Below are 19,526 nucleotides of genomic sequence, written 5' to 3'. Positions count from 1 at the left end.
TCCTTAATGAATTTTGCTGCCCAGGGTCACCACGCCGTCCGCTTTTTCGCGGCCCAGCCAACTGGTCCAACCGAGGCGACAGGCGTTCTGCTCACCAATGCGCAGTTCGCGGATTTCTTCCTGGCGCAGAACCAGGCGAATGTCGTAATCGAGCGGGTCACGCAAGGTGAACCGCACCAGCGCGCAGAGCGGCTGGTAACCGAAACCGATCGGCAGGAATTCATGGAATCGCTGCCAGTCGAGTTCGGTGATGTGAATGCGGAATTTGCCGCTGCGGTCGCGCACGTGTTCGCCGAGCACCAGGTCTTCACCGAGCAGGCTGTTGGCGCGGCCCAAACGATTGCGCTGCTCTTCGAGAATTTCCACGCGACGCTCGATGCACTGCTCGATGACCAGGTCTTCGTGCTTGAAGTAGTAACGCAGCACGGCTTCGATCAACGCCGCCGAGTGCGCGCGCAAGCTGAGCAGGCCGAGGTACGGCAGCAGGCGTTTCCAGTTGAGTTCCTTGGCCTTGCGGATCTCGTCGCCGCCCAGACCAATCAGCGCAAACAGCTGCGCCGAAAACGGGTCGAGCGCGCCGCTCTGGAAACTCGCGCGGTAACGATATTTGCGCCAGATCGGCAGCATCAGCCGTTGCAGGCGATGGTGGAACAGGTCGAGGAAGTTGCGCGTAGGGTTGCCGTCTTCACTGTCGCCCAGGGCTTGTTCGCCATAGAACGCCGGCAACGGCGAGCCCGAGCCGACCAGGCCGATCAAGTTGAAACGCATGCGCGCGCGCATCTGCCCGTGCTCTTCGAAAAACTCCACGCGATCGACGTCGCTGCGCGGAAAGCCCAGGCTCGGGTTGGCCTGGAACTCCACGTGGTCGTAAAGATCGTCTTCGCTCAGGTGCGGGTGTGCCTCGCGCAGCCGGTCGATCACCAGCAGCACGGCCTGAAACAGCGAGTACTCGCGTATTACCTTGGTCAGCCCGCTTAAAGCAGGGGCTGCAGGCCCATACGTGGTGTCCATTGGTACACCTCTCCCTGTGTGCTTTTTACGCGCAGCTCATGGAATGAATTGAGACTGGCGTAAAGCGCGAAAAACTCGTTAAGAACCGAAGCGAAAACGAACAGGTCGCCCTCGCCGATGTACCCTTCCGGGTCGATGGTCAGTTCGGTGCGCAAACCGCGCACCGGCAACCCACGGTGCAAGCGGTCGACGTGGTGATGCTTGATGTGCTTGAGGCCGCCGAGCAGGCGTTTGCTGACCTTCTCCGCGTGCTGGTCGTAGTAACGCGGCAAGTCGTAGGTTTCGAGAATCACCTTCAACGCATTGACGTCGGCCAGCGACAGATAGTTAAGCGACATGTTGCTGATCAGCTTCCACAGGAAGTCACGATTCAGCGGTGGCGCAAAACTCGACGTAGCCGGGGTGATGTTGCGGAAGCTCAAGAACTCCGGCGTCTCTTCGCAGGCCATGCAGATGTCGCCAAGCTTGAGCTTGCGCGGCAGGTTCTGGTTGGTGCAGATCAGCTCGATCGACAGGGTTTCGTGGGCTTCGGTGTGGCGGATGCCGAAGCTCAGGTAAGTGTCGAGGCCGTCGTGCAGCAAGGACGACCGCTGGCGAATGCTGTAATGCGGACGGCTGTTGGGTACGTCGAAACTCGGGTCGTGCTCGAAGGATTCGAACGGCACGTACTCCTGATAACCGAGCCCGCCGGGTTTCCAGCCGGTCACGGTTTCCACCGAAAACACACCACAGTTTTCCAGATCGTATTCCGCCGGCAGCAACAGGTATTCGTCCTGCTTTCCGTCGAGGCGAATCGGCAGTGCGTCGTGCGCAAACAGGTTGGCAATCGGCGTGCAGAACAGCTTCACGTTATCCAGCGTCGGCCGCATGCGCATGATGCCGCTCTTGCGAATGTCGAAGCGCAATTCCAGGCCGCGCATCTGCTTGAGGGTGTCTTCCGGCAGCGCGTTGAGGATGTCCAGACCGTTGACGTCGACGAACAGGAACTTGTCCTGGAAGGCGAAGTATTCCTGCAGGTAGCGATAGCCACGGAAGGTGTTCAGCGGATACGGGATCAACGCTTCTTCTTCGGCAAAGCCCACCGGTTTGACCCGATCACCGGGAATCTTGAACGCCATCGGTTTGCCGCTGACGCCATCAATCGGTTTGCCGGCACCGTCGAGCGGGATCAGCTCGATGCCTTCGAGGTTGCGCAACAGGCTCAGGTAGAGCATCTGGCTGATGTAGCGCTCACCGGCAAAGTGCAGACGCAGTTTGCTCAGTTCCAGCTCACCAAGGTGGCCGTCGGCGCTCATTTCCAGACGCAGGCTGAGCAGCGAGCCGTCGCCCTTCACCGAGTAGTTCAGCGCGGCCAGATCCAGTGGCAGCACGTCAGTCGGGTAGCAGGTGCGGAAGCGGCAACGCACGTCTTCGATCGGCTTGCTTTCAATCGGCGTATCGCGCTCGACACGCAACGCCGGCCCGGAACGCTTGAGCGGATCGAACTGCAAAATGCTGAACGCCGGCAGCGGGCGCATGTAGTTCGGCCACAGCAACTGCATCAGCGAATGGCTGAGCTCCGGCAACTCGTCATCGAGCTTCTGGCGCAGACGCCCGGTCAGAAACGCAAAACCTTCGAGCAACCGCTCCACGTCCGGATCCCGCCCGGCCTGCCCCAGATACGGCGCCAACGCCGGACTACGCTCGGCGAAGCGGCGACCGAGTTGGCGCAGTGCGGTGAGTTCGCTTTGGTAGTAGTGGTTAAAGGACACGGGTTACCTGCCTGGTAATGGAACGCATCAAAAAAATATCCTGTAGACCGCGACCGTCACGCCGGCACAGACGTAACCGCCAATCAGGAGAAACGGCACAATCGAGATCCAGCCGTACGCCATGTAGGCATCACTGAGCTGACCGACGGCCAGACTGAGCAAGCCATACAGCATCCATGGCACGGCATAGAACGGGATGAACTTCACCGGCGCCCACCAAACCATCCGCAATGCCTGCTGCTCGTTTCGGCGCTGCGCCGATCGGGACATCCACAGCGAGAAACCCAGAAGCCCGGGAATTCCCCACCACAACAGGTACTGCCAATAAATTCCGGACGACTCGGGTGTTGAATACTCGCCATTCCACAGGTCACAGGAACTGATCGCCAACACCGCCAGCAATGGCCACCACAAGGCGCACATAAAGAAGCTAAGTTGCGCACGACTAAGCATGAGCAGGGCTCGCAGGCGACGTCTGCCGCATCAGCGCAAGCTTTTCCCAACGCAGTTCAATGACCTGCGTGAGCAGAATCGCCAACAACGTGACTCCGCCTTGGGCCACGGTGTAGAACAGTGCGCGTAGCGGGTTGTCAGGCACCATCATGAACAGAATCCAGGCAACCATTAGAGCGAGCAGACCGAGCTTGGCCCACAGGTTCGGGATGATCACGGCCAGCGCGTTTATGCCAAAAAATATGTAGATGAACATGTAGTGGGCGATGCCAATCGCCACGCCACGGGTGGTGAATCCGCCGTTGAAAGCCTTGTAGGCCACAACCACTGCGTTATTCAGAAACACGTAGGCCACACATCCCGCCGCGTGGATCACCAGACAGAGTGCAAGACGCGCATAGATATTCATCACTGCGCCACTCCCTGCTTTTTCGGCGTGATCGCCATCCCCGAATACACATAGAGTTCGACGCCGTCGTAGCCACCGATAGCGGCAGCGCTCAATGGGTAGCTGTCCCGTGTGCCGTATCGAACCCAGCCCTCAGTCCACACTCCGCCACTCTCGTGGCGAATCTCGACGTAATAGTCCGGCGCCTCGTTCCTGGTCACTTCAACGAATACCCCGCCATCTTCGGCGCCCACCCACAATGCGTTGGGATGAGCGAACAGCTTTGGTTTGGTCGAGCTTTCCATTCGCAACAGCAGCGCGAAGCCGACCAGAATCGTCAGCAAACCGACCGAGCAGAGGAAAGCGGCAAGGCATTGCCACGCTCTTGATTTCATTGAGCCGTTCCCGCTAAAAAACTTCATGGGCAGAAAGAACCATCAGTAATGACCCATGAACGAACAGCTTTTTCTTCAGTTCTTTCGGTGCTTGCGACAGCCTTTCGCAACGTCTGCGCGTCGATGGTTTTGGTCGCCGTCGGGCTCTTGATCGACAGGCTGTACTGGTCGCTGATCTGACCGGCTACGTCCTCGCCGAACGAGCTGTAGTTGGCGATAGTTCTGCGCTGATCTGGATTCAACGCCAAGCGGCGGGGTTTATCGTCATAGTTGGAGTCATGCACCACGCACAATTCCAGAGGCACACCACAGGTGTTCAGCAGGAAAACATTATTGCTGTAGACCTGCTGAGCGGCGTAGGCAGTCACTGGGATGAAAAACGTGAAAAACACTGCCCCCCCCGACATGGAAATCATCCTTGGCTGTTTCATGAGCAGATCGATGCCTCGCTGATCATTTCTTCGTACCTTGTTTCGCACTGCACCATGTTTTGAAATTCAGACGATCAAACCCCTGACAAACATTTGCTTTGGAAATAAAAATGTAAGGCGCAGCCGCGTCATAAGAAAAATAATAATAATTTTCCCCATCCTGACCGTAGATCCAATAGGAAGACGACCCTTGATTTATCTCATAAGGTTCAAAAGCGAGGATTGAAGATTCCGCAGGAATAAAATTAACGCCGTCCATTAACAGCATCAGCGAATTGGAGAAAATGTTTGTCCACACGACAACCCCCACAGCCAAAATGCCGGCAGCAAGCGCAAGAGTGGTAGACGTCGAGAGTTTATCTTTCATAAAAATACAACCACGCCGTACCTGCTTTCGCTGCGTCTAACAACGTCATAGCATCGGTTGAATACTTTTCGGCAAGCGGCCCCGAACCGTTGTAGGAAGCAATCACCTTTTTCAGCTGCTCTGCGGTCAGCGCCCCGGAGTGACAGCTAGTCCCGGTAGCCCGGTCAACCAGTTCACGTAAATGGCCGGCGCAATAGTAGAGGTCTGCCTTCCAATCATCGCCCGGAATTCGCGTGTCCTGGTTCCAGCCAAAAATCCGGTACTGAACGTCTTCGGGCAAAGGTTTCTTGCAGTAATAGTTCTCTGTGTATTGAACGGACTTCTGCAATGTTGCCCTACTCATATTGGCAAAGCCGCTGGAGCCACCGGCCAACTTGTCGGGGACGGCATCGAAAGCCAAGTTGTCAACAATTGCCAGCAGAGTGGTCAGCGACCGTTCGCCGAATTGCATGGTTTGAAGAAATTTACTGCCCTTAGGTCCATTCTCCTGCTGCAGAATAACCGCCAGCAAAATATGCGGGACGCCATAATATTCAGCCGCCTGCTTTATCCAGACACGAATTTCTGTATCAGAGAAACTTGCCTTAAGCATTTCTTTGGTTTTTGGCACGTACCACATAATTTGCAACGGAGAAGGCAGCTCGCCGGTATAGCTCGGGATGCTGTCGTAGCCAGCCAGCGTTGTGACTTCTTTTCCGTTACAGCGGCAAACCTGCAACTCTACCGGCGCAACCTCAGAGGTTTTTGTGCTCGCGGCCCCGCCCGCTGGCACATATTCCTGCCCATCCTTATTGATTTTTTCAGCCTCGGCCATGAATGAGTACTCCCTCAGCTCTCAATAAAAACTTCGATTTTTTCGGAGGCTGTGTGGGCCTTCACGCGATGAGTCAGGCCCAACTCATTGGTGATTCCACTTTCGAGAGAACCATCCGCTCGACGGAGTAGGTATTTAGTATCCGCAAGCGGATTGCCCAGACCGTTTTTCAGCTGGAACTGAGCATCAAAACCCGGAATGATCAAAGGCACTGGCGGCACAAACGCCACAGGCGAATGCGAATTCCCGATGATGACCGTCCCGGAACCTGCCGTAACCTTGTTGCCGTGAGAGCCAACAGAGCCGACCGTGGCGGCCGGTTTGCCATTGATCAAAACCGTGGTCGCCAGATCGCCGACCATCGCACCACCACACGCCGAGGCATCGCCTTGGCGGGCGGCCGCGAGGCCGTCGAAGAACACGTCGCCGGAACCGGCGGCGATCGGGTTGGTACCGTGGCCTGGAAGTGGGCAAGCGGTGGGGTCGGATACGCGTGCTGCGGGTTTGCCAGACATCGGGGATCTCCTTAGGTGACCTTCACTTGACCGCTGCCATCCAGGCGCGCGGAAAAACTGACTTGACGCTTGAACCCTTCAACTTCCAGCAGGCCTTCGATGCTGAAGGCCAGGCGAAGTTGATCGTGGTCACGCGGCAGGGAAATGACACGCACGTTGCTCAGGCGCGGCTCGTAGGCTTCGATGAAATTTTCGATGGCCAGACGGGCCTGACTCAGGGAGTCGTGCAGGCTCAGACGCATGTCATTGAGATCGGGCAACCCGTAGTCGGCCAGCGTTTGCACGCTGCCGGCCCGGGTGCTGAGCATTTTGGCCAGATGGGCAGCCACTGACGCCATGGCACAAGCCTCAAGGCTGTTGCCCTTGCGTAGTTGCGCGTCGCCGTTGAGGCGTTCGAACAGGCTGCCGTATCCGTCCATGAGTCGCTCTTACTCTTTGTCCAGCTTGCCAACCAGCGACAGGGTGAAATCGGCACCCATGTACTTGAAGTGCGGACGCACGTTCAAGCTCACGCGGTACCAGCCCGGCTCGCCTTCAACGTCGCTGACGATCACTTGCGCAGCGCGCAGCGGACGACGGCCACGCACTTCGGCGCTCGGGTTTTCCTGGTCGGCAACGTACTGACGGATCCACTTGTTCAGTTCCAGCTCAAGGTCGGTACGCTCTTTCCACGAACCGAGTTGCTCGCGCTGCAGCACTTTCAAGTAGTGAGCCAAGCGGTTGACGATCATCATGTACGGCAGTTGGGTGCCGAGCTTGTAGTTCAACTCTGCGGCCTTGCCTTCTGCGCTGATGCCGAAGAACTTCGGCTTCTGCACCGAGCTGGCGGAGAAGAACGCCGCGTTGTCGGAGCCTTTACGCATGGTCAGGGAGATGAAGCCTTCCTCGGCCAGTTCGTATTCACGACGATCGGAAACCAGAACTTCGGTAGGAATCTTGGTTTCGATTTCGCCCATGCTTTCGAAATGGTGCAACGGCAGGTCTTCAACCGCGCCACCGCTTTGTGGGCCGATGATGTTCGGGCACCAGCGGAATTTGGCGAAGCTGTCGGTCAGCTTGGTGCCGAACGCGTAAGCGGTGTTGCCCCACAGGTAGTGCTCGTGGCTGTTGGCAACGGTTTCCTTGTACACGAACGATTTGACCGGGTTTTCTTCCGGATCGTACGGGTTACGCAGCAGGAAACGCGGCACGGTCAGGCCAACATAACGGGAGTCCTCCGAAGTACGGAAGCTCTGCCATTTGGCGAATTGCGGGCCTTCGAAGTGGTCTTTCAGATCTTTCAGATCCGGCAGGCCGGTGAAGCTTTCCAGACCGAAGAATTTCGGGCCGGCAGCAGCGATGAACGGCGCGTGGGACATGCACGAAACGCTGGCCACGTACTGCATCAGCTTGACGTCTGGCGAGCTTGGCGACATGTAGTAGTTAGCGATGATCGCGCCCACAGGCTGACCACCGAACTGGCCGTATTCAGCGGTGTAGATGTGCTTGTACAGGCCCGACTGCATGACTTCCGGCGAATCTTCGAAATCGTCCAGCAGGTCTTCTTTGGAGACGTTGAGGATTTCGATCTTGATGTTTTCGCGGAAGTTGGTGCGGTCGACCAGCAACTGCAGACCACGCCACGACGATTCCAGCGCCTGGAAATCCGGGTGGTGCAGGATTTCGTCCATCTGACGGCTGAGCTTGGCATCGATCTCGGCGATCATGCGGTCAACCATGGCCTTCTTGACCGGCTCACCGTTGTTCTGCGGCTTGAGCAGTTCTTCGATGAACGCCGACACACCGCGCTTGGCGATGTCGTAGGCTTCGTCGTCCGGAGTCAGACGGGTTTCGGCGATGATGCTGTCGAGAATGCTGTACTCGCCGTTGCCGGCGCTCTTCTCTTGTGCTGCGCTAGTGCTCATTGTGTTGGCTTCCTTGGCTGGAGTCTCAGGCGTCCGGGGCTGCGGCGTTCAGGCCCAGCTCACCGAGTACGCGACCGCGGGATTCGTCGTCGGCGAGCACGCCTTCGATCGCTTTACGGAACGCAGGTGCGTTACCCAGCGGGCCTTTGAGGGCCACCAGCGCATCGCGCAGTTCCATCAGTTTTTTCAGCTCAGGCACTTGCTCGACCAGGCTGGCCGGGTTGAAGTCCTTCATCGAATTGACGCGCAGTTGCACAGCCAGCTCGTCGGCCTCGCCATCTTCCTGCAGACGGTTCGGCACGCTCAGCGTCAGACCCAGTTCTTGCTTGGCCAACACTTCGTCGAAGGTCATCTTGTCGATGCTGATCGGCTTGCGATCTTCGATTTTGCGATCGTCCTTGCGGTGGGTGTAGTCACCGATTGCCAGCAGCTTCAGCGGCAGTTCAATCTCTTCCTGAGCACCGCCGGTGGCGGGTTTGAAGGTGACGTTGATGCGTTCCTTGGGGGCTACCGAGCCTTCTTTGGCCATGGCTTTTCTCCTTGCGGTTGTGGCCCTGGGGCCTATTCGAGTACCACTTCGAGATCGAGGTGGCACAGCCTGCGATAAATCTCTTCCTTGCGTTCACGTACGGCATGGTTCTGCGGCAACAACTCGCAGCAGCTATGCAGTAGATGCAGCACTTCCAATGCAAGATCGGGCTCCCAGGCGTGCAGGCCTGAGTCCTGTAATGTCTGATCGAGGGTTTCCAGCTGGTTCTTGGCCAGTTCGTATTTCTTGGCCATGAAGCACAGGCGCGCGAGCGCAAACTGCCAGAAGAAGCGTTCGCGTCCGCCGTGGGCCGACTGCAAACCTTGCTTGAGGGTCTGCACGGCAGGCTTCAGGCCTTCCTTGCGCAGCAGCGGCAGGACTTCCTCGAGGGCCTTTTCCCAGGCCGGCTGGGTTTCGACATTTTCGCTTTCGACCTTGCGCGGCGCACTGGCGCTTTGCAGGTGCGGCATGACGTTGGCGGCGATCCACGCCCGGGTGGACGGATCGGCAAACGGCGCGCCGTCATGGAAGCGCAACTCGACAATGCCGGGCAGGCGCTGAATCAAAAGCGCGAAGTGGATTTCCACTTCGCGCATTGCCAGCTCGGCGTTGAGGTTCTGGAGACATTCCCAGACCATCCTCTGGCCATCGAACCAGAACGGCGCCTTCGCCAGGCTCGCCTCCAGTTCCACCAGCAGGTCAGCGTATTTGCCCTGATCGAAACGGTCCTGATAGAGCTTGAGTTTTTCCAGCGGCAAACCGCGCAGCACGGTGATTTGCTCGGCGTTGCGCTCGGGTACCGCGTCGATGGTCATCCACAGCAACGTGCGATTGAGGCGCAGGGCGCGCAGGTCGGTGGCTTTCTGCTTGAGCCACCAGGCACACAGCGGACGGGCGCTTTCCTGCTGGGCGCGCAAGGCTTTGTGCGCATCACGCTCGTTGTCGATCGGCGCGCCGGGGGTGAGCAACTGGCTCGCGGCCTGCTTGACCTGCGCCACCGCCGCGCCGACCACACCGGGAGCCGGCTGGTTGTCAGCGGCGCGCTGGATCATGGTTTTCAGGCGACGGGAGATCGGCAGCAACAGCGGCGAGTCATCGCCCAGGTGCTCAGCACACGCCCCTTCGAGACCGGACAGGTGCTCGGAGAGCTGCCGGAACATCGGTAGCTGCTCTTTGATCGCAATGTTTTCGGTGATGACCTGCTCGAGACGCGGCACCAGCCAGCCGATCGCGGCGGCACGGGTGCGGGGTTTGAGCGGGTGAACGTCGGCCCAGTTGTTTTCCGACAAATGGTGCAGCAAGCCGAGGCCGGCAAGGAGGCCGGGAAAGGACTCGCGCTGGTACAGCGACCAGGTCAGCCAGGCGCCGACACGCAAATCCTTGGATTGGGTACGCAGCAGGTTTTCGCTGTTTTCACGGATTTTCAGCCAGTCGATCTGCCCGCTTTCGTGCATCGACGAGGCTTTGGCCAGCTCGCTTTCCAGCGCCTCGAATTCGCTCGAAAAACGAACGTCTTCGCCCGCGAAATTCTCTTTGGAAACAGAGACTTTAGCGAGTTCGAGGTAATGGGCGGAAAGTTTGCTTGAGTAGGACATCCATGGCCTTTATTAAGGATTACAGTCAGGCGCCTGTTGGAGTAACCGTGGCGCGGGACAGTATCGAAGAGCGGTGAAGCGACTCATCCAATTGAGATGTGCTCTTTCAAGTGGGCGCATCGTAATCACTATGATGGCCACTAGCAAGCATCTGATTAAACAACAAGACGAACTGTTCTTTGTTTGTTGTAGGAGGTTTCCCTATATTTAGTCAGGGGATCCCCGATGCCGCCTTCATATATACGCAGCCGTACGAAACACTTGAAAGCCCTGACTTAGAGCGTTCGTTCCAATCGGCCGTGATCACCGAAAACCGGGGTCGATGAGAATGGCGCGGAGCATGACGGGTTTTGAAAAAAACGGATGTAGGATGATTCCGAAAGATTTCAGTGTTGTTTCAACAATTCACCGCAAGACAACCAACAGCGTAGAAAGTGCCATCACAATGATGGCTTTTATATATAGAGAATTGATTTAACTGCGTGACGGATCGATAGCCAGCAAATGCAACCAGTTGCGCTGCCTAATAAAAGGCCGCAAAAACTGTTGGGTGTCAGAACCAGACAACAGGCACAAAAAATGGGCACCCGACCGCAATCGGTGTGCCCATTTTTATACGGTTCTCCCCGTTATTCGAGGAGTTCGCCGCAATTATGGATTAACGCTGTCTTTCAACGACTTGCCTGGCTTGAACGCAACGGTGTTGCTGGCCTTGATTTTCACCGGTTCGCCGGTCTGCGGGTTTTTGCCGGTGCGGGCGCCGCGGTGGCGTTGCAGGAAGGTGCCGAAGCCGACCAGCGTCACGCTGTCCTTGCGGTGCAGAGCGCCGGTGATTTCTTCGAGAACGGCGTTGAGTACGCGGTTGGCCTGTTCTTTGGTCAGATCTGCTTTTTCAGCGATTGCAGCGGCGAGTTCTGGTTTACGCATTAGTGAAGCCCCTTTGACGGTTTTTTGTTGTTATGTCCGTGCTGTCCTCGTTGGAACAGCGCCCAAGGCGCCGCAGGTGCTCTACTCTGCGGCAGACGGGAGTGAGAATGGCACGCGGATACCGGCGGCGCCAGTCTCCCCGCGACCTTTGTAGGGGCAAAAGCGGGGTGATTCCGACAGAACGACCGGTATTTACGCCAGCAGGGCCGGAAGCTGTTTGTTCAGGGCGAGTTTTTCCATTACCGCAGCGCCGGTCAGCGCGTAACCGAGCAACTGGCCGTCGGTGCTGTGACACAGGGCCTTGATGTCGGCGCCCTGCCCTTCAACCGTCCAGACACCTTCGCTGCCCCGTGGTGGCGGCGAAACCACCAATGGGCACACCGGGGTTTTCACCGTGATCGGCATCGGGCCGTAACTCACCGCAGTCAGGTTGCCCGCCAGGGTTTGTGCCAGCGCTCGCGCACAACTCATGAGGGGCATCACGTACAGCAGATTCAGCCCGTCGACTTCAGCGCAGTCGCCCAAGGCGTAAATATTGGCGTGGGAAGTTTTCAGGTGCCGATCGACCACGACACCACGATTGACCTGTACACCGGCAGCCGCCGCTAGATCGATGCGAGGACGCAGGCCAATGGCTGAGACCACCACATCGCATGGGATGACCTGGCCGTCGGACAGATGCGCTTCGAGGCCGTCGGCGACTTTCTGCAAGCGTGTCAGTACCGGGCCGAGATGGAATTTCGCACCGAGACTTTCCAGCCCGGCCCGCACGGCCGCCGCAGCCGCCGGGTGCAGCAGCATCGGCATGACCTGTTCACAGGGTGCAACCAGTTGCACTTCGTAGCCGCCGAGGATCAGGTCATTGGCGAATTCGCAGCCGATCAGGCCGGCACCGAGCAGTAGCACCCGGCGCTTGCCCGCCGCAGCGGCACGGAAACGCGCGTAGTCTTCGAGATCGTTGATCGGGAATACCAGCTCCGCGCCATCGCCTTCGATTGGCACACGCACGGTTTCCGCGCCCCAGGCGAGGATCAGATCACGGTAATAAACCGCTTCTTCGCCGATCCACAGACGCTTGTGGCCGGCGTCGATGCCGCTGATGCGCGTATGAGTGCGAACCTCGGCTTTCAACTGCTCGGCCATCGCGCCCGGCTCGGCCATGCTCAGACCATCGGCGTCCTTGTTCTTGCCGAAACCGGTGGAGAGCATCGGTTTGGAGTAAGAGCGGCCGTCATCGGCAGTGATCAGCAGCAGCGGGGTTTCGCTGTCGAGCTTGCGAAACTCGCGGGCCAGGTTATAGCCCGCAAGGCCGGTGCCGATGATGACGACAGGTGCGCTCATGCCTTACTCCTTTGTTTTGCTTAGTTGATTTCGATCATTTCGAAGTCCATCTTGCCGACGCCGCAGTCCGGGCACAGCCAGTCTTCCGGCACGTCCTGCCACAGGGTGCCCGGCGCAATGCCGTCATCCGGCCAGCCGTCGGCTTCGTTGTAAATCAGGCCGCAGACCACACATTGCCACTTTTTCATTCAGGTACTTCCTCAGGGTTCAGGCTTGGTGCCGGCGCGGACGGTCGATGGAGTTGCGCTGCCATCCGGCTCAGGGCGTTTTGTACTGATGGTGCCGGGCAGATGCAAGCCTGTTCGGCGCAATGGCGACCCGGGTCACTCAATATCGCAGCGCGCCATGGTAAGCTCGCCGCCTCATTTGCGGCCAATAATGACTCATTGTGCAACATTCAAATGCCTGCCCGACCCCGCTCTGGCTGACCCAAAGCCGACTGACGCCCCTCCCCGATTCGTTGACTCTCGACTGGTTGTTCGACGAAGGCTCCCTCACCCGCCGACTGACCCGGCTGTCCAATGATGGCTTCAGTGTTACGCCGTTGTTCGAAGGCTGGGACACCCTGCGCGCTGACGAATGCGCCGCACTGGATCTTCCCGAGGGCAGCGAAGGCTGGGTGCGCGAGGTGTATTTGCGCGGCCACGGCGAGGCTTGGGTGTTTGCTCGCAGCGTCGCCTCGCGCGCCGCCCTGCAAGGCGACGGGCTGCACATGGATGAACTGGGCAGCCGCTCGCTGGGCGAATTGCTGTTTTGTGATCAGGCCTTCCAGCGCCGCGCCATTGAAGTTTGCCACTACCCTGAACAATGGCTGCCGGAAGCCGCCAAAGCGCCGGAACTGTGGGGCCGTCGTTCGCGTTTTGACCGTGGCGCTTTGAGCGTGCTGGTGGCGGAGATTTTCCTGCCGAGCCTGTGGAGCGCTGCCCGCGCCCATCCGGAGAATTGCTGATGTATCAGAGCCTGCTCAAGTCCCTGAACCGCTTGAACCCGCGCGCCTGGGACTTCATTCAATTGACGCGCATGGACAAGCCGATCGGCATTTACCTGCTGCTGTGGCCGACCCTGTGGGCGCTGTGGATTGCTGGCAAAGGCTCGCCGTCGCTGGCCAACGTGGTGATTTTTGTCCTCGGCGTGATCCTGACCCGCGCCGGTGGCTGCGTGATCAACGACTGGGCCGATCGCAAGGTCGACGGCCACGTCAAACGCACCGCGCAACGGCCATTGGCGGCCGGCAGAATCAGTTCGAAAGAAGCGCTGGTGTTCTTCGCCCTGTTAATGGGCGTGAGTTTTCTGCTGGTGCTGTGCACCAACGCGCCGACCATCTGGTTGTCGCTGGGCGGTTTGGCGTTGGCGTTCACCTATCCGTTCATGAAGCGTTACACCTATTACCCGCAAGTGGTGCTGGGCGCGGCGTTCTCGTGGGGCATGCCGATGGCGTTCACCGCCGAGACCGGTGAGTTGCCGGCGGCAGCGTGGCTGCTGTGGATCGCCAATCTGCTGTGGACGGTGGGTTACGACACCTATTACGCGATGACCGATCGCGATGACGATTTGAAGATTGGCGTGAAATCCACGGCGATTCTGTTCGGCGAGGCGGATCGGGTGATCATTCTGAGCTTGCAGGCGTTGTCGCTGGGTTGCCTGTTGCTGGCAGGGTCGAAGTTCGAGTTGGGTGTCTGGTTCCATCTCGGCTTGCTGGTGGCTGCCGGTTGCTATGCATGGGAGTTCTGGTACACCCGCGATCGCGACCGGATGCGCTGCTTCAAGGCTTTCTTGCACAACCATTGGGCCGGGTTGGCGATTTTTGTCGGAATCGTGCTGGATTACGCATTGCGCTAAACGCAAATCAATATAGGAGTGAGCCTGCTCGCGAAGGCGTCGTGTCAGTCAGCCAATGCGTTAACTGACACACCGCTTTAGCGAGCAGGCTCGCTCCCACAGGGACGCAGTTGCTGTAGGACTCAGTGTTTCGGCATGTGCCACATGTCCTTGAAGCCTTCCCCCTTCATGTCGCCTGGTTTTTCATCCTTCATGAAGGTGTAAAGCGGCTTGCCGTCATATGCCCATTGCATCATGCCGTCATCACGCTTGATGGGGGTGAATTTGCCTTCAGCCTTGGCACCCGCCGGCGCCATCATCGGCGGCCAGTTCTTCGCGCAATCGCCGTTGCACATCGACTTGCCGCCCGTGTCCTTGTCGAAGGTGTACACGGTCATGCCTTTGTGGTCGGTCATCATGCCGTCTTTCATCATGACCGGGTCAGCGGCGAACGCCATCGACGGTAATGCAACGGCAGCGGCAAGCAGCAGTGCTTTGAAAGAAACAGTCATTTGAGTCATGGAAACCTTCTTTTGTGGTTGTCAGGATTCGGACTTAGAGCTTAGTTGAGGATTTGCACAATCGCTGCCGGACTAAAATACTGTCACACGACTGCAATAATTCCGTTATCTAATGCGGCGCAAGACAGTTAAATGACAAGAGGATTAAGGCATGGTTGGCAGGAGCATTCTGATCGTCGACGACGAAGCGCCCATTCGCGAAATGATCGCCGTTGCGTTGGAAATGGCCGGCTATGACTGCCTCGAGGCAGAGAACTCGCAGCAGGCGCACGCCATCATCGTCGACCGCAAGCCGGACCTGATCCTGCTCGACTGGATGCTGCCCGGCACGTCGGGCATCGAGCTGGCCCGTCGCCTCAAGCGTGACGAGCTGACCGGGGACATCCCGATCATCATGCTCACCGCCAAGGGCGAAGAGGACAACAAGATCCAGGGGCTGGAAGTCGGCGCCGACGACTACATCACCAAACCGTTTTCCCCGCGCGAACTGGTCGCCCGCCTGAAAGCCGTGCTACGCCGCGCCGGCCCGACCGACGGCGAAGCGCCGATCGAAGTCGGTGGCCTGCTGCTCGACCCGATCAGCCACCGCGTGACCATCGACGGCAAACCCGCCGAAATGGGCCCGACCGAATACCGTCTGCTGCAATTCTTCATGACCCACCAGGAACGCGCCTACACCCGAGGCCAGTTGCTCGATCAGGTCTGGGGCGGCAACGTCTATGTGGAAGAGCGTACCGTCGACGTGCACATCCGCCGCCTGCGCAAGGCCCTCGGCGACGCCTACGAAAATCTGGTACAAACCGTGCGCGGCACCGGCTACCGGTTTTCCACCAAGGCCTGATCCGACCGCCAGACTCGCAGACAAGGACCGTATTTCCCGTGAATCAAAACTGGCATGGCACCCTGATTCGCCACATGCTGTTGCTGGTCACCGCCTGCCTTGTGATCGGCCTGATCACCGGCTATTACGGCTGGAGCCTCGCGGCGGGTCTGGGTATTTATCTGGGCTGGACGCTCAAGCAGTTGCTGCGTCTGCACGAATGGCTGCGCCAGCACCAACCCGACGAAGCACCGCCGGACGGCTATGGCCTGTGGGGCGAAGTGTTCGACAGCATCTACCACCTGCAACGCCGCGATCAACGCGTGCGCGGGCGTCTGCAAGCGGTGATCGACCGGGTGCAGGAGTCCACCGCCGCGCTGAAAGACGCGGTGATCATGCTCGACAGCGACGGCAACCTGGAATGGTGGAACCGCGCCGCCGAAACCCTGCTCGGTCTCAAGACCCCGCAAGACAGCGGCCAACCGGTGACCAACCTGGTGCGCCATCCGCGCTTCAAGGAATACTTCGAGCAGGACAGCTACGCCGAGCCGCTGGAAATCCCCTCGCCTACCAATGATCGCGTACGCATTCAGCTGTACCTGACCCGCTATGGCAACAATGAACACTTGATGCTGGTGCGCGACGTCACGCGCATTCATCAGCTGGAACAGATGCGCAAAGACTTCATCGCCAACGTCTCCCACGAGTTGCGCACGCCGCTGACGGTGATCTGCGGCTACCTGGAGACCCTGCTCGACAACGTCGAGGAAGTGAATCCGCGCTGGAGCCGCGCCCTGCAGCAGATGCAACAACAGGGCGGGCGCATGCAGACGCTGCTCAACGATTTGCTGCTGCTGGCGAAACTCGAAGCCACCGATTACCCGTCGGACAACCATCCGGTGCAGGTCGACACGCTGCTGCAATCGATCAAGAGCGATGCGCAGCAATTGTCCGGCGCGAAGAACCAGCGCATCACCCTCGAAGCCGATACCAGCCTGCTGCTCAAGGGCAGCGAGGCGGAATTGCGCAGTGCGTTTTCCAATCTGGTGTTCAACGCGGTGAAATACACCCCGGCCGAGGGCAACATCCGCATTCGCTGGTGGGGCGACGATCAGGGCGCGCACCTCAGCGTGCAGGATTCCGGGATCGGCATCGACAGCAAACACCTGCCGCGCCTGACCGAACGCTTCTACCGCGTCGACTCCAGCCGCAACTCCAACACCGGCGGCACCGGGCTCGGTCTGGCCATCGTCAAGCACGTGTTGCTGCGCCACCGGGCACGCATGGAAATCAGCAGCGTGCCCGGACACGGCAGCACATTCACCTGCCATTTCGCCCCGGCACAAGTGGCCAGCGCACGGGCGATCAGCGCCGCTGAGTAATGTCGCACTAGGCAATCGTCAGGTCAGCCGCTACATTGGCTGACTTGTGCCTGCCTTTCAGGCGCGACTTTTACCTCTCTTGAATCACACGGAACCCGCAAAACTCCATCATGGACCCTTCCCCTGGCTTGTCCCTCGCAACAATATTTGCCGATTTCGGCATGATCCTTTTTGCTCTGATCCTGGTTTTGCTCAACGGCTTTTTCGTTGCGGCAGAGTTCGCCATGGTCAAACTGCGCTCGACCCGGGTCGAGGCCATCGCTGATCAGAACGGCTGGCGCGGACACATCCTGCGCACCGTGCACAGTCAGCTCGATGCGTATCTGTCGGCGTGTCAGCTCGGTATCACCCTCGCCTCCCTTGGCCTGGGCTGGGTCGGTGAGCCGGCGTTCGCGCATATTCTCGAGCCGCTGCTGAGCGCGGTCGGCGTGCAGTCGCCGGAAATCGTCAAGGGCGTGTCGTTCTTCACCGCGTTCTTCATCATTTCGTACCTGCACATCGTGGTCGGCGAGTTGGCCCCAAAATCCTGGGCGATCCGCAAACCCGAGCTGCTGTCGCTGTGGACGGCGGTGCCGCTGTACCTGTTCTACTGGGCAATGTACCCGGCGATCTACCTGCTGAACGCCAGCGCCAACGCGATTCTGCGTATCGCAGGGCAAGGCGAACCCGGCCCGCACCACGAACACCATTACAGCCGCGAAGAACTGAAACTGATCCTGCACTCCAGCCGTGGCCAGGATCCGAGCGATCAGGGCATGCGCGTGTTGGCCTCGGCGGTGGAAATGGGTGAGCTGGAAGTGGTCGACTGGGCCAACTCCCGCGAAGACTTGATCACGCTGGAATTCAACGCGCCGCTGAAAGAAATCCTGGCGATGTTCCGTCGCCACAAGTTCAGCCGTTATCCGGTGTACGACAGCGAGCGCCAGGAGTTCGTCGGCCTGCTGCACATCAAGGATCTGCTGTTGGAGCTGGCGGCGCTGGACCACATTCCCGAGTCGTTCAACCTCGCTGAACTGACCCGTCCGCTGGAGCGCGTGTCGCGCCATATGCCGCTGTCGCAGCTGCTGGAGCAGTTCCGCAAGGGCGGCTCGCACTTTGCCGTGGTCGAAGAGGCCGATGGCAACATCATCGGCTACCTGACCATGGAAGACGTGCTGGAGGTGTTGGTCGGCGACATTCAGGACGAACACCGCAAGGCTGAGCGCGGCATCCTTGCCTATCAGCCGGGCAAACTGCTGGTGCGTGGTGACACGCCGCTGTTCAAGGTGGAACGCCTGCTGGGCATCGACCTTGACCACATTGAAGCGGAAACCCTTGCCGGGCTGGTCTACGAAACCCTGAAACGGGTGCCGGAAGAGGAAGAAGTGCTGGAAGTCGAAGGCCTGCGGATCATCATCAAGAAGATGAAAGGGCCGAAGATTGTGCTGGCCAAGGTGTTGATGCTGGATTGATGGGCTGATCCGGCACCGCGCCGCTGCCTTCGCGAGCAGGCTCGCTCCCACAGTTGAAATGCATTCCAGGGTGGGAGCGAGCCTGCTCGCGAAGGGGCCCGCAGGTGCAGCACATCATTGCTTGCCCAACGCAAAGTTGGGCAACGCCCCCAGCGGCTGGTTGAACTGATACGGAATCGACACCAACCCTTCCCCGGTATTGCGCTGCACCACAAAGTGCAGGTGCGGGCCGCTGCTGTTGCCGGTATTGCCTGACAGCGCCAGCGGACTGCCCACGGTCACCCTTTGTCCTTCGCGCACGCTTACCGAGCCTTGCTTGAGGTGCAGGTACACGCCCATGGTGCCGTCGTCGTGCAACACCCGGACGAAATTGCCGGACGCATCCGAGCCGCGCCCGCTCTGGGAATTCTCGGTCTTCACCACCACCCCGGCCCGCGCGGCAATGATCGGTGTGCCCACCGGCATGGCGATGTCCATCGCATAGCGATTCTTCGGTCCATAGTGGCTGTATTGGCCATTGGCGCCCTGACTCAGACGAAACGGTCCGCCACGCCATGGCAGTGGATAGCGATAGCCCTGCGCGGTGCCTGTGGGGTCGCCGAGGGAGTAATGGAACTGCGGCGAATAGACCAGCGGCTTGCCGCTGGTAATCGCCGTCAGCAGCGCCAGACGCGTGTTGCTGCGCGCCGGCAGTACCCGGCGGATGGTTTGTGCCGGCGCGCCGCGCACGTTGCTCATCCCGGTAAACGCCAGTGCCACCTCGACCGGCGCATACAGATCGTTGCGCACGAACACCACATCGGTGCCCTTCTGCTTTTTGATGTCGAGATAGACCTGCCGCTCCAGGCGCTCGACCATGCGGTCCTGAAAAACGAACACCTGCGAGCCTTTGCTCGGCCGGTCGCTGTACGAGACCACGCCGTTGGCATCGGTGGATTTGTAAATGGTCATGGCCACAGCCGAGGTGGAGGCCATGAAGAGACCACAGAGAAACAGCAGGCGCGCGAGCATGGGCAAGAGTCTGTCGAAGTGAGGCCTGGGAATGAGCCTAGCAGGTGAAGCAGACCAGGCTAGTCGACAGATGTTTCAAATTAGGCAGTCTGGGAGATTGGT

General features: G+C 59.0%; 23 protein-coding genes. 5 read left to right on the top strand and 18 right to left on the bottom strand.

Annotated elements, in window-relative coordinates; all coding sequences use genetic code 11:
* Positions 1-3: 3 nt before the first annotated feature.
* From tssG to L8H52_RS16905, 16 genes are all read right to left on the bottom strand, one after another.
* Positions 4-1,011, bottom strand: a complete 1,008-nt coding sequence (tssG, locus tag L8H52_RS16980; protein ID WP_064116462.1) for a type VI secretion system baseplate subunit TssG — start codon at positions 1,009-1,011, stop codon at positions 4-6.
* A complete protein-coding gene (tssF, locus tag L8H52_RS16975) occupies positions 975-2,762 on the bottom strand; it encodes a type VI secretion system baseplate subunit TssF (RefSeq protein ID WP_242207853.1) in 1,788 nt (595 codons plus the stop codon). The genes tssG and tssF overlap by 37 nt, the downstream gene beginning before the upstream one ends.
* 27 nt (positions 2,763-2,789) lie before the next feature.
* Entirely contained in the window at positions 2,790-3,215 is a 426-nt protein-coding gene (locus tag L8H52_RS16970) for a hypothetical protein (RefSeq protein ID WP_242207854.1), read from the bottom strand.
* Positions 3,208-3,624, bottom strand: a complete 417-nt coding sequence (locus L8H52_RS16965) for a hypothetical protein (protein ID WP_242207855.1) — start codon at positions 3,622-3,624, stop codon at positions 3,208-3,210. Before L8H52_RS16965 ends, L8H52_RS16970 begins: the two co-directional genes overlap by 8 nt.
* Positions 3,624-3,998, bottom strand: coding sequence for a hypothetical protein (locus L8H52_RS16960; protein WP_242207856.1), 375 nt, complete (start codon positions 3,996-3,998; stop codon positions 3,624-3,626). Before L8H52_RS16960 ends, L8H52_RS16965 begins: the two co-directional genes overlap by 1 nt.
* A 23-nt stretch (positions 3,999-4,021) precedes the next feature.
* The gene (locus L8H52_RS16955) at positions 4,022-4,414 is read right to left on the bottom strand and encodes a hypothetical protein (protein WP_242207857.1); all 393 of its coding nucleotides are present in this window, start codon (positions 4,412-4,414) and stop codon (positions 4,022-4,024) included.
* Between the two features lie 37 nt (positions 4,415-4,451).
* Positions 4,452-4,796 carry a hypothetical protein gene (locus L8H52_RS16950; protein WP_150694286.1) on the bottom strand — a complete coding sequence of 115 codons (345 nt, stop codon included), beginning with the start codon at positions 4,794-4,796 and terminating at the stop codon, positions 4,452-4,454.
* Positions 4,786-5,610 carry a hypothetical protein gene (locus tag L8H52_RS16945; protein ID WP_242207858.1) on the bottom strand — a complete coding sequence of 275 codons (825 nt, stop codon included), beginning with the start codon at positions 5,608-5,610 and terminating at the stop codon, positions 4,786-4,788. Before L8H52_RS16945 ends, L8H52_RS16950 begins: the two co-directional genes overlap by 11 nt.
* Positions 5,611-5,624: 14 nt before the next feature.
* Positions 5,625-6,125 (bottom strand): PAAR domain-containing protein, encoded by a 501-nt coding sequence (locus tag L8H52_RS16940; RefSeq protein WP_095119779.1) that lies wholly within the window; start codon positions 6,123-6,125, stop codon positions 5,625-5,627.
* 11 nt (positions 6,126-6,136) lie between these two features.
* Positions 6,137-6,544, bottom strand: coding sequence for a type VI secretion system baseplate subunit TssE (gene tssE, locus L8H52_RS16935; protein WP_007920274.1), 408 nt, complete (start codon positions 6,542-6,544; stop codon positions 6,137-6,139).
* A gap of 9 nt (positions 6,545-6,553) precedes the next feature.
* Positions 6,554-8,029, bottom strand: a complete 1,476-nt coding sequence (tssC, locus tag L8H52_RS16930) for a type VI secretion system contractile sheath large subunit (RefSeq protein ID WP_007920272.1) — start codon at positions 8,027-8,029, stop codon at positions 6,554-6,556.
* 25 nt (positions 8,030-8,054) lie between these two features.
* A complete protein-coding gene (gene tssB, locus L8H52_RS16925) occupies positions 8,055-8,558 on the bottom strand; it encodes a type VI secretion system contractile sheath small subunit (protein WP_003229587.1) in 504 nt (167 codons plus the stop codon).
* Positions 8,559-8,590: 32 nt separating this feature from the next.
* Positions 8,591-10,153, bottom strand: a complete 1,563-nt coding sequence (gene tssA / locus L8H52_RS16920) for a type VI secretion system protein TssA (RefSeq protein WP_242207859.1) — start codon at positions 10,151-10,153, stop codon at positions 8,591-8,593.
* A gap of 651 nt (positions 10,154-10,804) precedes the next feature.
* Positions 10,805-11,080 (bottom strand): HU family DNA-binding protein, encoded by a 276-nt coding sequence (locus L8H52_RS16915; RefSeq protein ID WP_003213368.1) that lies wholly within the window; start codon positions 11,078-11,080, stop codon positions 10,805-10,807.
* A 192-nt stretch (positions 11,081-11,272) separates the two neighbouring features.
* A complete protein-coding gene (locus tag L8H52_RS16910; RefSeq protein ID WP_242207860.1) occupies positions 11,273-12,421 on the bottom strand; it encodes an FAD-dependent oxidoreductase in 1,149 nt (382 codons plus the stop codon).
* A gap of 20 nt (positions 12,422-12,441) precedes the next feature.
* Positions 12,442-12,609: a rubredoxin gene (locus L8H52_RS16905; protein WP_007954349.1), complete on the bottom strand. Its 168-nt coding sequence runs from the start codon at positions 12,607-12,609 to the stop codon at positions 12,442-12,444.
* A gap of 200 nt (positions 12,610-12,809) precedes the next feature.
* Between L8H52_RS16905 and L8H52_RS16900 the strand changes: the two genes are divergently transcribed.
* Both L8H52_RS16900 and ubiA read left to right on the top strand, forming a co-directional pair.
* Positions 12,810-13,370: a chorismate lyase gene (locus L8H52_RS16900; protein WP_242207861.1), complete on the top strand. Its 561-nt coding sequence runs from the start codon at positions 12,810-12,812 to the stop codon at positions 13,368-13,370.
* Positions 13,370-14,260: a 4-hydroxybenzoate octaprenyltransferase gene (gene ubiA / locus L8H52_RS16895; protein ID WP_158836332.1), complete on the top strand. Its 891-nt coding sequence runs from the start codon at positions 13,370-13,372 to the stop codon at positions 14,258-14,260. Before L8H52_RS16900 ends, ubiA begins: the two co-directional genes overlap by 1 nt.
* Before the next feature lie 122 nt (positions 14,261-14,382).
* Here the strand turns inward: ubiA and L8H52_RS16890 are convergent, their stop codons facing one another.
* Positions 14,383-14,760 carry a hypothetical protein gene (locus L8H52_RS16890; RefSeq protein ID WP_242207862.1) on the bottom strand — a complete coding sequence of 126 codons (378 nt, stop codon included), beginning with the start codon at positions 14,758-14,760 and terminating at the stop codon, positions 14,383-14,385.
* Positions 14,761-14,911: 151 nt separating this feature from the next.
* Here L8H52_RS16890 and phoB point away from each other — a divergent pair, with 151 nt between their 5' ends.
* The 3 genes from phoB to L8H52_RS16875 all read left to right on the top strand — a co-directional run bounded on the left by phoB (position 14,912) and on the right by L8H52_RS16875 (position 18,413).
* The gene (gene phoB / locus L8H52_RS16885) at positions 14,912-15,601 is read left to right on the top strand and encodes a phosphate regulon transcriptional regulator PhoB (protein ID WP_007896474.1); all 690 of its coding nucleotides are present in this window, start codon (positions 14,912-14,914) and stop codon (positions 15,599-15,601) included.
* 74 nt (positions 15,602-15,675) lie between these two features.
* A complete protein-coding gene (gene phoR, locus L8H52_RS16880) occupies positions 15,676-16,962 on the top strand; it encodes a phosphate regulon sensor histidine kinase PhoR (protein WP_219342044.1) in 1,287 nt (428 codons plus the stop codon).
* A 110-nt stretch (positions 16,963-17,072) separates the two neighbouring features.
* Positions 17,073-18,413: a hemolysin family protein gene (locus tag L8H52_RS16875; RefSeq protein ID WP_007920256.1), complete on the top strand. Its 1,341-nt coding sequence runs from the start codon at positions 17,073-17,075 to the stop codon at positions 18,411-18,413.
* Between the two features lie 114 nt (positions 18,414-18,527).
* Here L8H52_RS16875 and L8H52_RS16870 read toward each other — a convergent pair whose 3' ends face one another.
* Positions 18,528-19,424, bottom strand: coding sequence for a M23 family metallopeptidase (locus L8H52_RS16870; protein WP_242207863.1), 897 nt, complete (start codon positions 19,422-19,424; stop codon positions 18,528-18,530).
* Positions 19,425-19,526 lie beyond the last annotated feature (102 nt).

The organism is Pseudomonas sp. CROZ-RG-20F-R04-15 (genome assembly GCF_022662375.1).
Lineage (GTDB): Bacteria > Pseudomonadota > Gammaproteobacteria > Pseudomonadales > Pseudomonadaceae > Aquipseudomonas.
The sequence above is the reverse complement of the archived record's forward strand: the minus strand, read 5'-3'. Positions and strand labels throughout refer to the sequence as shown.

What these genes read in the sequence shown, in the direction of transcription:
- tssG (WP_064116462.1), bottom strand. Translation starts at nt 1,011, where the DNA reads ATGGACACCACGTATGGGCCTGCAGCCCCTGCTTTAAGCGGGCTGACC.
- L8H52_RS16970 (WP_242207854.1), bottom strand. Translation starts at nt 3,215, where the DNA reads ATGCTTAGTCGTGCGCAACTTAGCTTCTTTATGTGCGCCTTGTGGTGG.
- L8H52_RS16965 (WP_242207855.1), bottom strand. Translation starts at nt 3,624, where the DNA reads ATGAATATCTATGCGCGTCTTGCACTCTGTCTGGTGATCCACGCGGCG.
- L8H52_RS16960 (WP_242207856.1), bottom strand. Translation starts at nt 3,998, where the DNA reads ATGAAATCAAGAGCGTGGCAATGCCTTGCCGCTTTCCTCTGCTCGGTC.
- L8H52_RS16955 (WP_242207857.1), bottom strand. Translation starts at nt 4,414, where the DNA reads ATGATTTCCATGTCGGGGGGGGCAGTGTTTTTCACGTTTTTCATCCCA.
- L8H52_RS16950 (WP_150694286.1), bottom strand. Translation starts at nt 4,796, where the DNA reads ATGAAAGATAAACTCTCGACGTCTACCACTCTTGCGCTTGCTGCCGGC.
- L8H52_RS16945 (WP_242207858.1), bottom strand. Translation starts at nt 5,610, where the DNA reads ATGGCCGAGGCTGAAAAAATCAATAAGGATGGGCAGGAATATGTGCCA.
- L8H52_RS16940 (WP_095119779.1), bottom strand. Translation starts at nt 6,125, where the DNA reads ATGTCTGGCAAACCCGCAGCACGCGTATCCGACCCCACCGCTTGCCCA.
- tssE (WP_007920274.1), bottom strand. Translation starts at nt 6,544, where the DNA reads ATGGACGGATACGGCAGCCTGTTCGAACGCCTCAACGGCGACGCGCAA.
- tssC (WP_007920272.1), bottom strand. Translation starts at nt 8,029, where the DNA reads ATGAGCACTAGCGCAGCACAAGAGAAGAGCGCCGGCAACGGCGAGTAC.
- tssB (WP_003229587.1), bottom strand. Translation starts at nt 8,558, where the DNA reads ATGGCCAAAGAAGGCTCGGTAGCCCCCAAGGAACGCATCAACGTCACC.
- tssA (WP_242207859.1), bottom strand. Translation starts at nt 10,153, where the DNA reads ATGTCCTACTCAAGCAAACTTTCCGCCCATTACCTCGAACTCGCTAAA.
- L8H52_RS16915 (WP_003213368.1), bottom strand. Translation starts at nt 11,080, where the DNA reads ATGCGTAAACCAGAACTCGCCGCTGCAATCGCTGAAAAAGCAGATCTG.
- L8H52_RS16910 (WP_242207860.1), bottom strand. Translation starts at nt 12,421, where the DNA reads ATGAGCGCACCTGTCGTCATCATCGGCACCGGCCTTGCGGGCTATAAC.
- L8H52_RS16905 (WP_007954349.1), bottom strand. Translation starts at nt 12,609, where the DNA reads ATGAAAAAGTGGCAATGTGTGGTCTGCGGCCTGATTTACAACGAAGCC.
- ubiA (WP_158836332.1), top strand. Translation starts at nt 13,370, where the DNA reads ATGTATCAGAGCCTGCTCAAGTCCCTGAACCGCTTGAACCCGCGCGCC.
- L8H52_RS16890 (WP_242207862.1), bottom strand. Translation starts at nt 14,760, where the DNA reads ATGACTCAAATGACTGTTTCTTTCAAAGCACTGCTGCTTGCCGCTGCC.
- phoB (WP_007896474.1), top strand. Translation starts at nt 14,912, where the DNA reads ATGGTTGGCAGGAGCATTCTGATCGTCGACGACGAAGCGCCCATTCGC.
- phoR (WP_219342044.1), top strand. Translation starts at nt 15,676, where the DNA reads ATGCTGTTGCTGGTCACCGCCTGCCTTGTGATCGGCCTGATCACCGGC.
- L8H52_RS16875 (WP_007920256.1), top strand. Translation starts at nt 17,073, where the DNA reads ATGGACCCTTCCCCTGGCTTGTCCCTCGCAACAATATTTGCCGATTTC.
- L8H52_RS16870 (WP_242207863.1), bottom strand. Translation starts at nt 19,424, where the DNA reads ATGCTCGCGCGCCTGCTGTTTCTCTGTGGTCTCTTCATGGCCTCCACC.